Raw genomic sequence first — 15174 nt, forward strand, 5'->3', positions numbered from 1 at the left:
TGGTATAGCATAAGCCTCAAGGAGGATCTGCATGAACAGTCTGGAGCTCAAACCGCTTATTCACGTGCTTAACGAGTTGGAAACCCGCAGCTGCCTTATTGAGCAGCAGGGTAACATGATCTTGAATTACTATCGTGAACCTCAAATTGCTAACGAACTCTATAAAATAAATTCCTGCACCAAAAGCGTGATTTCTGCATTAGTTAGTATCGCTATGAACCAGCAACAGGGACCGAAACCGGAGACGCCGATCCTCGAATTCTTTCCCCAGTTGGCCACAGATAGTGATTCTCGAAAACATGATATTACGATTGAACATCTGCTGACGATGTCCGCAGGCTTTAACTGGACGGAGTTTGGCGGACAAAACTCTTTTCCTACCATGAGCAAAACGTCAGACTGGGTGCAATTTGTACTTTCACAGCCATTATCGGATGTGCCAGGCACGCGAATGGAGTACAGTTCTGGCTGTTCTCAACTTTTGGCCACCATACTACGTCATGTTTCTGGACAAACAGTTGCTGAATTTGCCGAACAGCAATTATTCCAACCGCTCGGTATCGAAAGCTACCATTGGGAAACCGATCCTCAGGGCACTCATACGGGAGGCTTCGGACTGCATCTCAGGCCAATGGACATGCTCAAATTCGGGCAGCTTTACCTGAATGAAGGAGGCTGGGAAGGACGGCAGATCATCCAAGCAGAGACGGTTCGATATTCAACCCGTCCGTTTCTCCCTGCTGCCAAACCACAAAAAGCATTTTACGGATGGCACTGGTGGACTTCTTCCTTTTCAGATGGAACAAATACAGGAAGTGAAACGGACTATTTTTACGCTCTCGGCTTTGGTGGGCAATATATTGTTGTCGTCCCGTCGTATGACATGGTTGTTGTCGTTACCGCCGATAAATTCAAAAAGAAACGGACTCCTGTGGATATTTTCCGGCAGTATATTGTACCGCTACTACTCCAGCAGAATGGATAGGAGTAGATAACCAATGCTAAAAGTTGCAACTGATTCTATCAAAAATCTGCATCAAAAAGGGCTTGCCTGTTGGATCAAGCAAGCCCTTTCTTTACATATAATCGCTACATTGTGACATACTTCATCCACTTTCTAGCGCCTTACCTAGCCCAAGTGAATCGTAAGCTCTTGCTGTCCACTGGAAGCTGGTGTAATAATTACACCCTGTTCTCCCGACTGGCTGCTGCCTTGCTCCACTTGAACAACCTCGTGGATACCGCGCAGGACGATCGACCATGGTTTAACAGCACCTTCTGCCTTCACTGTAATGACAGAATCCTTGCGGCTGGCAATAACCGTTAACTCTTCTTCACCTGACGTATTCACGATAACCGTTCGAGCCTGTTGCCCCTCACCAAGCTCAAACAAATGAAGCGCCACTTGATCAGCATAATCATAATCCGGACGACTGTCCTCATGACCGATTGCCAACAGTGTGTTCGGCTTCACGAGCACAGGCAAAGTTGTAAAATCATGATGCTCGTTGACCCAACGACCACCTGACACTCTCTCATTCGTAAGTAAATTTGTCCACTGACCTTCTGGTACATAATACTGTACATTGCCTTCTTTATTAAAGATTGGGGCTACCAAAATGGAATCCCCCAGCATGTATTGCAGATCCAGTGTTGCACAGGTTGGGTCCTGCGGGAATTCCAATACCATAGCCCGCATCATCGGCAGTCCCTTTACCGAGGATTCCACAGCAGAAGGATACAGGTATGGCATTAGCGAGCATTTGAGTTTTGTAAAGCTACGCACCACATCCACTGATTCTTCGTCAAATAGCCAAGGCACGCGATAGGATTCGTTTCCGTGCAGACGGCTATGGGAGGACAGAAGTCCAAATTGTACCCACCGTTTGTATACGTCCGGCGCAGCCGTTAACTCAAAGCCGCTAATATCATGGCTCCAGAAGCCGAAGCCGCTCAAACCAAGCGACAAACCGCCTCGTAAGGATTCCGCCATCGACTCATACGTCGACGAGCAGTCTCCTCCCCAGTGAACCGGGAACTGTTGCCCCCCGGCTGTAGCGGAACGTGCAAATAACGCGGCTTCATTTTTACCCAGCTTTTCCTCCAGCACATCAAATACAGCCTTGTTGTACAAATGCGTATAATAGTTATGCATTTTCATCGGATCAGATCCGTCATGATATACCACATGGGTAGGGATGCGCTCGCCAAAATCAGTTTTGAAGCAATCTACCCCCTGATCTACTAACACCTTCAGCTTATCCTGGTACCAGGCGACTGCAGCCGGATTCGTGAAGTCAACCAGCCCCATCCCCGCCTGCCACATATCCCATTGCCACACGCCACCATCGGCGGTTTTGACCAGATAACCATTCTCCATGCCTTCATCAAACAAAATGGATTTCTCAGCAATATACGGATTGATCCATGCACAAATTTTGAGCCCCTTTGCCTTCAATCTTTGCAGCATGCCTTCCGGGTCTGGGAACATGTCTTGATCCCACTGGAAATCGCACCATTGGTATTCCTTCATCCAGAAGCAGTCAAAATGGAATACCGAGAGTGGCAGATCTCGCTCAGCCATCCCGTCCACAAAATGATTCACTGTGGCTTCATCGTAATCTGTTGTGAACGAAGTGGTCAGCCACAAACCAAAAGTCCAGGCTGGTGGTAATGCAGGCTTACCCGTCAGCTTGGTGTAATTGTCCAGTACCTCTTTAGGGTTAGCTCCTCCAATAATAAAATACTCTAACGATTCGCCGGAGACGCTAAACTGAACCTTTGATACATTTTCCGATGCAATCTCATAGGATACCTTTTCCGGATGGTTGACGAACACACCATACCCTTTATTAGATAGATAAAATGGAATGTTTTTATAGGCCTGCTCACTGCTGGTCCCGCCATCTTCATTCCAGATATCGACCACTTGGCCATTTTTTACGAACGGAGTGAAACGCTCTCCGAGTCCGTATACGTACTCACCGATGCCCAGCTCCAGCTGTTCCCGAAAAAAAGGCTGATCCTGCGGGTCTGTAATATATCCTGGTCCCCGATGTCCGCTACCTGTGACTCTGCGATCCTCGACATAAAAGCCTACGTCCCAGCTCTTTCCACGACCGACTCGCACACTCAGATCGCCGCTTTTCAGTACCGCTGCGTCCTCATCCACCGTAATGCCTACCTCTGTTGGCAAGGTGTGAATTTCAAAATCCGGTCCCTGATGCACCCGTCCCTTATGGTGGTTTAGACGTACCCGAATGACATTCGGCATAGGCGAGCTGTAGGTCGCTTTCAGCAACGCTCCGTTCAGTGTATCTCCTTTATGCTCGATCCGGTGGGTTGCTGCATATACCGTCATGGAAGCATCGTCCGTCACGATATCACGGATTTCAGCAGGATTTTGTATTTCATAGCCCTTGCGAACCAACCAATAGCCATCTGTAAATTTCATCTGTTCCTTCCTCCGTCTCAATCTTTATATTCTTGATTCCAAATCGCTTGTTGGATTTTTTCGAAATCCTCACTATAATAATATTGATTTATGTAAGGGTTTACTTCTTTTATTTTGACGTATTGTATCAATATTTTGATGTTTTCTATATAAATCAGTTTGCCGAAAGGAATCATTGAAATGCAAAGGGAAATGTTACGAGAAAACCGCATTCACGGCAATCCCATGTATCCAGTCAGCGTATATCCGAGCGTAGAGCAATTGAACGGAAATAGTATATTGGAGTCCCATTGGCATGAGGAAATGGAGTTTATCGTAGTGGAACAAGGGACCGCTGTATTTCAGACGGATATGGTCTATACGGAGGTTAGCGAAGGTGAAGCCCTTTTTGTAAACAGTGGCGAGCTTCACGCCGGTTATTTACAAAAAAGTCCTCGCTGTGTATTTTCTGCGGTGGTGTTTCACCCCGACATACTGCACAGCCGCACGCAGGATACGGTGCAGACGCAGTTTATTGACCCATTTATCAGTAAAAAGCTTGTCCCTCCCCCCCACATTCGCGGCGTGCAGCTCTGGGAGCAAGAGGTGCTGGCTGCATTGCGATACATTATCACCAGCCATGAAAAGAATGCGCCTGCCCGTGAACTGGCGACCAAGGCACAGCTCTATAGCATGATCGCCTGCCTGTACCCACACATGACTCCCGCTAACGGAGAGGATGTGATTATGGCGGGTCAGCGCAACAAAGTTGAACGGATCAAAAAAGCGTTGGCGTATATCAACAGTCATGCTCATGAGCCTATACGTTTACGGGAAATCGCAGATGAGATTGGAATGAGCGAGGGACATTTCTGCCGTTTTTTTAAGCAGATGGTTCAGAAAAGCCCGGTAGAATATATCAACTATCATCGGATTCAAAAGGCTTGCAGGTTGTTGGAGCAAAGTGATCGAAAAGTGGTTGATATTGCGCTGGATGTTGGATTTGACAATCTAAGCTACTTTATTGCGACCTTTAAAAAATGGAAAGGCCTGACCCCTTCGCAGTACCGTAAGCAGCACGAAGCAGATCAGGCGCTTGCTGTCCCTTATATAACAGACTGATATGCATAGGATAAATTATTTGTTTTTTTTGGGCTTCATAAGTACTAAAATTATTTTTCTTCCTCTTAATTTAGTAAATATGTAGCCAGCTACACCTCCTAAAACAGAGGGAATTAACCACCCTAACCCTACATTATATAATGGGAGAAAATGGGTGAAAAAATCATTAATTACATTAATTTTTATTCCAGCAGCATTTAAGCCATCAAATAAACTAATGATAAAGGTTAATATCAAACTGCCTTGATATACTTCTGACTTTCCTTTAAATACGGGATGTAAAAAAGTTAAAAATATTAGAGAAATAGCAATAGGATATATTGCCATTAATACTGGCGTTGAAACCTTAATGAGCTGTGTTAAACCTATGTTGGCTACAAGGATACTAAATATAGATAACATGAGAGCGACTCTTTTGTAAGAGACTTTTGGAAATAATCCATGAAAAAAGGAAGAGCAGGAAGTGATAAGCCCCACACTTGTCGTTAAACACGCTACTGTAATCATTAAGCCTAATAGAATAGATCCATAAGATCCAAAATAATAGGAGGAAACCTTAGCTAACACCTCAGCGCCATTTCCTAAAATGCCCAGTTTTTCAACACTAGAAGCTCCCATGTATGAAAGAGACGTATAGATAAAAGCTAAGAGTATAACCGCAATTGCTATCGCTTTGCCACAAATGATCATCAGCTCTTTTTTTGTATTAACCCCTCTATCCTTAATCGCATTCACAATGATAATTCCAAAAATAAAGGCTACAAGAGCGTCCAATGTTAAATAACCCTCTTGAAAGCCTTTAAAAAAGACATTGGATGTATAACCCTCCGCAGGTTCTTGGAATTTTCCTATTGGGTGAATAATAGCTACAATCACAAGTAATCCAATGAATGTCAATTTAATGGGTGTTAGGAACTTTCCGATGACATCAATAATTTTTGTAGGATTAAGTGACAACAAACATGCAACTGCAAAAAAAAGGATAGTAAATGCAAAAAGTGCGACAGGATGATCTACATTGTCTGAAAAAAAAGGCTTTACTCCAATTTCAAATGACACACTACCGGTTCTAGGAATTGCATACAAAGGCCCGATGGCTAGATAAAGGATTGTTGTAAAGACAAGACCGAATACAGGATGTACACGACTCGCTAAAGTTTGCAAATTGCTTTTGCCCGAAAAAACAAAGGCTGTGACGGCTAGTAATGGTAAGCCGACACCGGTAACCAAGAAACCCGCATTGGCTATCCATACATTCTTTCCGGCCATTTGCCCAAGCATAGGTGGAAAGATTAGATTCCCTGCACCAAAAAATAAGGCAAATAGCATTGATCCTATAATGATAATAAAGGACGTAGAAACACTTTTAGACATAATAAATCCTCCAACCACGAACTCACAACATTTTGTTTTTATTCGTTTTCTTTTAATTTTGTATACTATATGTTAATAGGAACGTAGCCAATTGTTGCATTCAAAGAACGGCATCTGATTGCCTAGAGTATGTTACTCTATATACGATCATCGTTTCAAGTAACTTTGTACTTGCAAAAATGAATCATTTCATCCCCTTGCTTTTGCAATTATGAGGCTACCCTATATTTCTCCTCCTACTTAGTGAGCTTAATGAACTATAAGAGAATTTTACACGTAGGACTTATTTCTTACAAGACATAGATGTAGTTACACACACCCGGTAGGTCTCGTAAAAGTTTTAAATTACTACATAATCTGCGGTTTAAGCGAATCATCAACTGATTGTAATAAGCACAGGAAATCTTGGGAAAATGCCCTATGGAAGCAAGCGAATAATCCTTACAATTAATAGTACAACAATGCATATTAACGTTGAATACAATTTGAGCGGCTACAATTGAAGGGGTGCTTAAACATGACGAATTTGGCAAAACGCAACTATTGGTCTCTGAGTATTTTTAACTTCGCTTATCTATTTACATGGTCTGCCGCCATGTCTTTTTTTGTCATTTGGCTGGGACAAAGCCTGGAAATTTCAGAAACCTACACGGGATTTTTATACGCGGCTAATTCAATCGTCGCCTTGATCATGCAGCCTTTGTTCGGTTACTTATCTGACAAGCTGGGCTTGAGAAAACACCTGCTGTACATACTCTTTACAATCCTTTTGCTCGTCGGGCCCTTTTTTATCTATGTATACGGTCCATTGCTTCAAACGCAGTTCGTCATTGGTGCCATTGTTGGTGCGCTATTTATCGGCCTGGTATTTAATGCAGGTAACGGTGTCGTCGATTCGTATATGGACAAAGTTTCGCGTAAATATGGCTTTGAATACGGACGGGTTCGTATGTGGGGTTCACTCGGGTGGGCGGCGGCTACTTTTGTTGCGGGACGGGTCATCAATATCAATGTAAATCTGACCTTCTGGATTGCCTCCGTATCTGCCGTTGTTGCCATGATCTGCATCTTCCTGACCAAAGTCGAAATTTCTGGACAGGAGCAGCAGAAAACAGAATCGTTGAAGCTCATTGATGTGCTGCATCTCGTACGTACCACAAAGTTCTGGTTTCTTATGCTATTCATGGTTGGCGTGACCCAAATTTATGAGGTATATGACCAACAGTTTGCCACATACTTCGTATCGCAGTTCAGTTCCAAAGCGGAAGGAAATCAATTCCTTGGCGATTTGAGCGCTGTGCAGGTTTTTCTGGAATTTGTGTTCCTTTTCGTTACCCCTTGGTTTGTGAACAAAACGACCGCCAAATGGGCATTAATTATTGCCGGGTCGATTATGTCTTTGCGTATTATCGGCTCTTCGCTGCCATTCGGTTCTATATGGGTGGCTGCGATGAAGATGATTCACTCCCTGGAGAAACCACTTATTCTGGTAGCCATCTTCAAGTACATTACCGTTAACTTTGACCAGCGCTTGTCCTCCACCATGTACCTGCTGTATTTGTTTATGGGCTCCCTGGTGGTTTCCATTTTCTCACCCATTGTCGGGCATATGTATGAAGTATTAAATTTCCCGATTACTTATGTAATTCTGGGTTCCATTGCAGGTCTATTCACCATCCTATCCTGTTTTACACTGACAGCAGACAAGAAGAATGGAGAGCGGTATCTGGAAGAACGCCGTAAACAGGATCTGAAAAGAGCAACCAAAAAAGCTGAAGCAGTTCATTCGTAATCTAATGGTTTAAGCTTAACAAAACAGCGGCAGTCTAGGACTTTCTTCTCGTCCAAGGCTGCCGCTCTTAACTCCAGTTGATTTGAAGCTTATTTTAAATCTTGAATACCGACACCGTCTGATTCATCTCTTCCGCCCTCTTGGCAAGCATGTTAGCACCCGCAGACACTTCCTGCATGGATGCAGTAGTTTCCTCGACTACGCTTGCGACTGTTTGAGTAGAATCTGCTGCACGTTCGGAGATTTCAGCAATTTTCTTCATCGATTCCACCATAGAAACGGTCCCTTCATTTACGGATCTTGCTTCTACAGCCGCAGTGTCCACCTCACCGCTCACTTCTTCAACGGCACCTACAATCTCAGAAAAAACGTTACCTACGCCTTCGACAAGCATCATGCCTTCATTCAGAGATTGAACACCTTCATTCATTGAAATCACAACTTCATCTGTTCTTAAGGCAATTTCGTTAACCAGAGAAGAGATCTTGCCTGTTGCTTCACTTGCTTGTGCCGACAGATTACGTACTTCAAAAGCAACAACCGCAAACCCTTTTCCCTGCTCTCCCGCCCTCGCAGCTTCTATACTCGCATTTAGTGAAAGCAAATTGGTTCGAGCTGCTATATCACGGATCATAGCTGTGATCTGTCTGATCTCCGCAGACTTTTCTCCTAGAATATTTACTACTTCAGCGGATTGAGTTACCTTGGTATGCACATCTCTTATTTGAGAAACAGTCGAAGACATTTGGGTTTTTCCGTTGTTTGCTTTTTCTTGTGCTTGGGTTGTGAGATTTGCCACATTCACAAAGCGATTGGTTATGTTCTCTACACTTTTAGAAACGTCTACCGTGTAATTCAGCGTTTCAGCTATGTCTACAAGCTGTGTCTGAGATCCCTCCGCAACCTGAGTGGCACTTATAGCTATCTGCTCGGTAGCAATGCTTGTCTGTTCCGCACTAGCCGTTAACTGTTCAGCCGTAGAGGCAACCAGTAAGGAATTATCCACAACTTCCTTTAAAAGATTGCGAAGTGAATCGCACATTTCATTAAAATCGGATGCCAGCTCCCCGACCTCATCTTTGGATCGGATACTAAGGGGTTCCACTTGCAGGTCCCCTCTCGTTACCAGCTTTATCTGTTCCGCTATCTTTAATATGGGCTTAGTGAACGATTGAGCCAGTAAAAAAGAACCGATAATTCCAAGGATCGTACATATGATAGTCAGAGAAATCATCAAAAGTCTACCTGAATGGTAAGATTGACTCGATTGATTAGCGGCATCAGTAGCGTACTGCTCATTAAGCAGCTTCAGTTTATTCACATCGTCCAAGGCTGCCTTATAAATAGAAGAATTCCCATGGATGATCATGTAGGCCATCACCTTGTCGTTTTCTTCCATGGCCGCGGAAACCACCTTTAGATGGCGGAGATACATTGCCCACTGACCATAAAAGTCGGTGAATAGTTCTTTTTCCTCTGCCGTGGAGGCTAAACTTTGATATTTATTTACACTCTTATCCATTGACGCTGTAGCTTTGGTTAGTTCTTCTTGATAAGTGCTGCGGACGGCTGCATCCTCTTCGAGTATCATTCGAACGGTGAGCCTATCGATTTCTGTAATCTGCTTATCCATACCTTGAAGAAGAATGACTGCAGGTAAAGACCTGTTATTTACCTTATCAGAAGCCTCCCCCATTTCCGACATCTTAATGACGCCTATAACACTTGAAAGGGACAGCACGATCACCAGTATGAGCGCTGCACTAATTATCTTTTTCTTTAACGTTAATTTAAACACCCTTATCTTCCTCCCGTGACTGGTCTCGTATCATCACTGCTGAGCTTTCCAATATATACGTATTTGGCGCAACAGCTCTGCCTTATCTATCTTTCCACTGATGTAGCTTTGGATAGATGCTCCTGTGATGCCCCCATGATCAGGTGGAAGGGTTGCCATGAACGGCAGCGTCTTTCCGCTCGACATATATGACTTGATCGATTTACTCAAAGGATCTGAAGGCACCATGTCAATATTCTTGAACGCCGGTATAACATTGGCCTTGTTAACCAAAAGTTCTTGTCCGGATTTTTCATATACCAGCCAGTTCAAAAACTTCTTTGCTTCCTCTTGCTGCTGAGGTGTGGTAGTTGTGGAGTCGATGAATATATACTTTGTCACACCGACAGTGATCTTAGCATTGTTAGGATCATCCGTATTATCGTTTAGCGGAAGAGGCAAGAAACCGTATTCCTCATTTGCCGTATCATTGCTCTTTATTCCATTCCAAGCCCAGTTGCCCATAAACCAAAGCCCTACCTTGCCCTCTCCCAAAGCTTTGGCTCCATCTTCATACGTACTGTCCAAAGGCAAGTGCTTATTAATGTTGTTATCCTTGAGCAGATCTAAAGTTTGTACCCATCCAGACATTACATTGTTCTGGGACATATCAATGGAGTTATTCTGCATACCTTTAACAAACTCCGGAAAGCCCCCAGGTTGAACAGAATAAGACAGAGCTAAAAGATGAGAGCCGAGAGACCAGTCCATTGGTGAAAGCATGTCCGGTGCTACTCCCGACTTCTGAATTTTAGCCATTAATGAATTCAGGCTACTTCTACTTTTTACCGAGGAAACATCAAAAGCCCCCCCTGTTGCTTTGTCCAGTACTTTCTTATTGTAAATTAATCCGTAGCCTTCTACTGCAAATGGAAACCCCAGCACAGCATCATTTTTCTTGACGGTGTCAAGTCCATTTTCTATCGTATCGGCTACCCACTTCTCTTTACTTAAATCAATAGCTTTATCCAAGAATGTCTGCGTGTCGCCTGGATCAAGCATCGACATGGTAGCTGGACTTCCTGAGCCATACATCGACATCAGCTTTTGATATGCAGACGTCCCCTCAGGAGCGGTTATAATCTCTAAAGATACTTCAGGGTGCTCTTGATTGTATTGTTTTGCTACTTCCTCTAACTGGGTTTTTATTTCAGATTTAGAATTCAAAAGTGTAATCTTGGTCGTCTGCTGTGATAATGGTGAAGCTGAACAACCTATAAACATAATTAAACATGCTAGAGAAATCGCAACTTTTAGCTGTTTTCTCATTAACTTCCCCCCCTAAGGATTTGCTTTCATAAAATTTATGAACAATATTCAATGTTATCGACATAATCCTTCGCGAAGGTTAGAAGTTTTTCGTTGGTAAATATCGGAAGTTAAATAATAGTACAAACAGGTTGTTACGTTAAGTTAACAGACAAGATAGCACAACAAATTTTATCCAATCGCGTCTTAATATGGGGAAAAGTTACTTCACAACAAATTTAATCAAAAAAGGGGCAATCATTTATGAACAAAGCATTCTGCTGGGTTTTTCTTGCAATCTTTTTATTTATTTCATCATCCACTACTTATGCAGCAGAAAATCAAATCAAAGTTGACGGTGTGACTGCTACATCCGATGTGAAGCCCGAAATGAAGAACAACCGTTTAATGGTACCTCTACGTGTTGTTAGTGAAAGTTTGGGGGCTAGCGTCGAATGGTCCAATTCCGAGGTTATTCTCGCTAAAAGCGATATGAAAGTGAAATTAGCAATAAATAGAAGTACAGCGGAGAAAAACGGCGAAAAGATACTGCTTGATGTAAAACCATACACGAAAAACAATCGCATATATGTTCCACTTCGTTTTATTGCAGAGACGTTTGGCTGCAATGTCAATTACAGCAACCTTGCAGTGATTGTTGATACTAAACCACTGTTCATAAACGGTGTACAAGTAAAAGCATTGCAACAGGAATACCGTATGACTTTGGGCGGCGTAGTTCAGCAAATTCATGGCAATGCATATAATGAAACCATTTATAATATTTTCACAAAAGGCAAAGGTGAAAAGGTCGAAGCACCTGAAAACTATTCTTGGAGCTTAACTCTTGACACACCTGGATCTTATTATAAAGATGCACAATACGATTTCTTAGGCCAAAAAGGGAAAAGCTTAGCTCGTTTTGATATGTATTCTTTAATTCACACTTATCCACCTGAACTTTTAACAGGCTACCCAGAGACATTGATTCATGACGTATCGAATGATGAGTGGTATTTGTTTAACGATACCGCAAGAAAATCCATTTATCAGTTAATGGAGACCGCTGGGAAGAACGGTTTTCTGAAGGTTATAAGTAATACCGTTGTATAATGCGATTCTTTCTTGTTACACTTTTTCGTCTCCAAAAGATAAAAGGCGAATTCCCAGCTGAACATAAGCAGCACAGGAATTCGCCTTTATTAACCGATATAAGATGAACTCTTCATTTTACATAGAAAGCGGAATGAAGGTTATTTTTCCATCTGTAACATTTCTGACTCATAGGACTGAAATGCATTTTCCATACCCATCACTACATCTTTAATCTTCATGTATCTTTTGGTATACGGTTCCGAATCGCGAATTTCTTCCCACATATAGTGATATTGCTTCATATCCTCTGTTTCGCATACGACGAAATCGGTGTAGTCCTTTCCAGGCAATGCTTCTGCATCAAAAAACCGAACCTGAACCTGTTCGTTATACTTTTGAATGGTAGCCTGCAAGGTCCCCGCATGTTTTCGACGTTCCTCCCGAGGAAGAGCCAACCAGGAAGGGTAGAATTCCAATAATACAATCATCATATAACGCATATGCCTATCTCCTTTTTTTGGTGAAGCTTGAATGATGTATCGTTATTGTACGCTGCTTGTCTACAAATTCGCATTAACATAGGTTAATGCGGATCACTACGCAGCAAACGACTAAGTGACACAGGGGAGACGCCTATGTAAGAAGCTATATGATATTGGGCAACTCGCTTGTCCAATCCGGGGTATTTGAGGAGAAAAGCGTGATAACGTTCCTTAGCGGAGAGGTACAATAATTCGCGTTCCCGCTCCTCTTTTCGAATGTAAAGTCTCTCTACACTCTTGCGCACGAATCTTTCCCACATATGGCTTGTATCCATAAGCTCCTTCAATACGTGATATGGAATTTCAATGACAACCGAATCTTCCATTGCCTCAATCGAAAAAGTGGAGGCTTCTTCTTGGATCATAGCCCCATAAGAGGTTACGTAATCATCTTCTGGCGAAAAACCAACATTATATTCTCTGCCATCTGCTAATGTATAAAATAAACGGAATAATCCCTCTGAACAAAAATAGGCATGTTTCACAGGCTCACCCGTTTCAATGAGAACCGTTCCCTGCTGAACATGCTTCACACGGGTTTGCTCTACAAACCGGTTCCAATCCTGCTCTATAATCGAGGCATGATGAGCCATTTTTTCTAGTGAACGATAATAGGGATGCATCTGCCCACCTCTTCTTGACTTTTATAAAGGAATCGAAGATAACTTTTATGGCTTCGTATATGAAAAACAGGGGTTATCCCTTAGGTCTGGACAGACCTGCAGGACAACCCCCAGCGACGTGTTCTATCAGACTTCCGCAGCATCCTCTTCCACGAAAAGAGATACCTTGCGGATGCCATCCGCTCCGATGACGACAAGCCCCTGATCCGACAGACGGATTTCAGGGATAACGACCAGTGCGAGCAGTGACAGTGTCATCAGCGCGTTGTTCAGCATGCAGCCGGCTTGCTGAAGCGCGCGGCTGATACTTTCGGACTGCGCTGCCACCTCTGCAAACGGAGCTGGGGACATCAGCCCGGCAATAGGCAGCGGGAAGCGTGTCTCACCCGAGGCGGATACAACCACCACGCCACCACGCAGACCAACAGCCTGCTTCGCCGCCTGGGTCATGAGCTCGTCATCATTACCAATGACGAGCAGGTTGTGACTATCATGCGCGACGGTCATGGCAATCGCAGCCGGCTCAGTGAAGCCGACACCTGTCACAAGTGCGACCGCGTGACTGCCACTGGCATGATGTCGCTCGAAAACGGCGATTTTGCACAAATCCTGCGCAGGATCTGATGCAACTTCACCATCACGCACCGGAACGGTCATCCGCACTTCCTTCGTGTCCACGTGATTTTCCGTAACACGAATCACCCGTACGGGTACGTTCCCCTCCTGTACTGGAGCCGCAATGCGGAAATCTGCTGCACTCAGCTCTCGTCCCAGATGGACCGTGTCCATTACTTCCGCAGGATAAACGAATCCGTCCCAATCGGCGACCATTTGACCGTGCTCGGCCACCAGCTGGCCCGCTGCGATGGTAGCCGTCACATTCACTTCGGCCAATCGGCCATCAAGCAAAATAATGTTGGCAATCGCACCCGGAATGATCGAGCCGATGTCCCGTGCCACGCCGAAGCGCTCTGCCGTATTCAGCGTAGCCATCTGAAACGCGGTTACGGGCTTGACGCCCTGTGCAATGGCATGACGCACAACGAAGTCCATCTGCCCTTCATGGAGCAAGGATTCTGCGCTGCGGTCATCCGTTACCAGCATCATGCGGCGCGTGTCGAGACCCATTTCCGTGCTGGCGCGGATCGTCTCGGCCACATCATGCCATGCGGAACCTTGCCGCATCTTGGCATACATGCCGAGCCGGATACGCTCAGCTACATCCTCGGGCGTGACACACTCGTGGTCGCCCGAAATTCCCGCGGCTGCATAGACCGGCAGTCGCCAATCATCGGAGGCCCATGTAAAATGGCCATCCGCCACCTTGCCCGCGCGCAGCGTGGCCTGAATTTCCCCGATCATCACATCGTCTCCATAGACGACACCAGGGAAATTCATAACTTCGCCCAGCCCGATCATATCCGGGCCCCAGCTTAACGCTTCTGCGACTTCCACCGGGCCGAAGGAGGCACCCGTCGTTTCCAGCTCCGGGCCTGTGGACGGCACGCAGGAAGCCACCTGCATGTAAGCTGCCAGCGGTGTCGTACGGGCTTCGTCCAACATCAGACGAAGCCCTTTTAGACCCAGTACATTAGAAATTTCATGCGGGTCAAAAAAACCACCCGTCACTCCCAGCGGCAGTACAGCCTTAGCAAACTCAGTTACCGTAAGCTGCGTGCTTTCGATATGACAATGTCCGTCCAGTAACCCCGGTGCCATATAGCGGCCTTCCGCTTCAATGATTATGGTGTCTTCTCCAATCGTATGACTGACGTCCCTACCGACGTAAGCGATACGAGAACCTTGCACAGCAATAGACATGCCCGGCAGCAACTCGCCCGATACCACATTGACCAGTGTTCCTCCGCGGATCACCAGTGATGCCTTGCGCTCCCCTCTAGCTGTAGCTACTAACTCGGGTACACACTCCGCCAGTGGCGGGCGTTGAAATACACTCTTCATGTCCATTACGTTTGTAACCTCCGTTTATGCTTCTTACCTGTTTTGCTTATTTGCTTATGTTACTGGAATACGCTCCATAATGCCAGCCAACTCTATATCTATTCAAACATCGCAAAGGTTCCTGTGGCATTTGTCCCCAGCTGATT

General features: G+C 44.7%; 11 protein-coding genes. 4 read left to right on the forward strand and 7 right to left on the reverse strand.

Features of this window, described 5'->3' with window-relative positions; translation table 11 throughout:
* Window positions 1–31 precede the first annotated feature (31 nt).
* A complete protein-coding gene (locus tag ACEN8J_RS13000) occupies window positions 32–985 on the forward strand; it encodes a serine hydrolase domain-containing protein (protein WP_340885053.1) in 954 nt (317 codons plus the stop codon).
* Between the two features lie 144 nt (window positions 986–1129).
* On the opposite strand, the gene yicI is transcribed toward ACEN8J_RS13000, so the two are convergent.
* Window positions 1130–3454 (reverse strand): alpha-xylosidase, encoded by a 2325-nt coding sequence (yicI, locus tag ACEN8J_RS13005; RefSeq protein WP_069011369.1) that lies wholly within the window; start codon window positions 3452–3454, stop codon window positions 1130–1132.
* A 180-nt stretch (window positions 3455–3634) separates the two neighbouring features.
* On the opposite strand from yicI, the gene ACEN8J_RS13010 reads away from it, so the two are divergent.
* Window positions 3635–4555: an AraC family transcriptional regulator gene (locus ACEN8J_RS13010; RefSeq protein WP_029516781.1), complete on the forward strand. Its 921-nt coding sequence runs from the start codon at window positions 3635–3637 to the stop codon at window positions 4553–4555.
* Window positions 4556–4570: 15 nt separating this feature from the next.
* On the opposite strand, the gene brnQ is transcribed toward ACEN8J_RS13010, so the two are convergent.
* Window positions 4571–5929, reverse strand: a complete 1359-nt coding sequence (gene brnQ / locus ACEN8J_RS13015) for a branched-chain amino acid transport system II carrier protein (protein WP_029516780.1) — start codon at window positions 5927–5929, stop codon at window positions 4571–4573.
* A gap of 517 nt (window positions 5930–6446) precedes the next feature.
* Here brnQ and ACEN8J_RS13020 point away from each other — a divergent pair.
* Window positions 6447–7721: an oligosaccharide MFS transporter gene (locus ACEN8J_RS13020; RefSeq protein WP_029516779.1), complete on the forward strand. Its 1275-nt coding sequence runs from the start codon at window positions 6447–6449 to the stop codon at window positions 7719–7721.
* A 94-nt stretch (window positions 7722–7815) separates the two neighbouring features.
* On the opposite strand, the gene ACEN8J_RS13025 is transcribed toward ACEN8J_RS13020, so the two are convergent.
* Entirely contained in the window at window positions 7816–9519 is a 1704-nt protein-coding gene (locus ACEN8J_RS13025; RefSeq protein ID WP_029516778.1) for a methyl-accepting chemotaxis protein, read from the reverse strand.
* Between the two features lie 33 nt (window positions 9520–9552).
* Window positions 9553–10827, reverse strand: a complete 1275-nt coding sequence (locus ACEN8J_RS13030) for an ABC transporter substrate-binding protein (RefSeq protein WP_029516777.1) — start codon at window positions 10825–10827, stop codon at window positions 9553–9555.
* Between the two features lie 243 nt (window positions 10828–11070).
* Here ACEN8J_RS13030 and ACEN8J_RS13035 point away from each other — a divergent pair, with 243 nt between their 5' ends.
* Window positions 11071–11919, forward strand: coding sequence for a copper amine oxidase N-terminal domain-containing protein (locus ACEN8J_RS13035; protein WP_341071961.1), 849 nt, complete (start codon window positions 11071–11073; stop codon window positions 11917–11919).
* Window positions 11920–12059: 140 nt separating this feature from the next.
* Here ACEN8J_RS13035 and ACEN8J_RS13040 read toward each other — a convergent pair whose 3' ends face one another.
* The 3 genes from ACEN8J_RS13040 to ACEN8J_RS13050 all read right to left on the reverse strand — a co-directional run bounded on the left by ACEN8J_RS13040 (window position 12060) and on the right by ACEN8J_RS13050 (window position 15034).
* Window positions 12060–12401, reverse strand: a complete 342-nt coding sequence (locus ACEN8J_RS13040; RefSeq protein ID WP_340931928.1) for a darcynin family protein — start codon at window positions 12399–12401, stop codon at window positions 12060–12062.
* An 83-nt stretch (window positions 12402–12484) separates the two neighbouring features.
* Window positions 12485–13066 (reverse strand): Crp/Fnr family transcriptional regulator, encoded by a 582-nt coding sequence (locus tag ACEN8J_RS13045; protein WP_069011365.1) that lies wholly within the window; start codon window positions 13064–13066, stop codon window positions 12485–12487.
* 126 nt (window positions 13067–13192) lie between these two features.
* Window positions 13193–15034 (reverse strand): adenine deaminase, encoded by a 1842-nt coding sequence (locus ACEN8J_RS13050; protein WP_495593557.1) that lies wholly within the window; start codon window positions 15032–15034, stop codon window positions 13193–13195.
* Window positions 15035–15174 lie beyond the last annotated feature (140 nt).

This window comes from Paenibacillus sp. Paensp38, assembly GCF_059491915.1.

Excerpts from the sequence above, each read along its gene's own strand:
- ACEN8J_RS13000 (WP_340885053.1), top strand. The coding sequence starts at position 32 with ATGAACAGTCTGGAGCTCAAACCGCTTATTCACGTGCTTAACGAGTTG.
- yicI (WP_069011369.1), bottom strand. The coding sequence starts at position 3,454 with ATGAAATTTACAGATGGCTATTGGTTGGTTCGCAAGGGCTATGAAATA.
- ACEN8J_RS13010 (WP_029516781.1), top strand. The coding sequence starts at position 3,635 with ATGCAAAGGGAAATGTTACGAGAAAACCGCATTCACGGCAATCCCATG.
- brnQ (WP_029516780.1), bottom strand. The coding sequence starts at position 5,929 with ATGTCTAAAAGTGTTTCTACGTCCTTTATTATCATTATAGGATCAATG.
- ACEN8J_RS13020 (WP_029516779.1), top strand. The coding sequence starts at position 6,447 with ATGACGAATTTGGCAAAACGCAACTATTGGTCTCTGAGTATTTTTAAC.
- ACEN8J_RS13030 (WP_029516777.1), bottom strand. The coding sequence starts at position 10,827 with ATGAGAAAACAGCTAAAAGTTGCGATTTCTCTAGCATGTTTAATTATG.
- ACEN8J_RS13035 (WP_341071961.1), top strand. The coding sequence starts at position 11,071 with ATGAACAAAGCATTCTGCTGGGTTTTTCTTGCAATCTTTTTATTTATT.
- ACEN8J_RS13040 (WP_340931928.1), bottom strand. The coding sequence starts at position 12,401 with ATGCGTTATATGATGATTGTATTATTGGAATTCTACCCTTCCTGGTTG.
- ACEN8J_RS13045 (WP_069011365.1), bottom strand. The coding sequence starts at position 13,066 with ATGCATCCCTATTATCGTTCACTAGAAAAAATGGCTCATCATGCCTCG.
- ACEN8J_RS13050 (WP_495593557.1), bottom strand. The coding sequence starts at position 15,034 with ATGGACATGAAGAGTGTATTTCAACGCCCGCCACTGGCGGAGTGTGTA.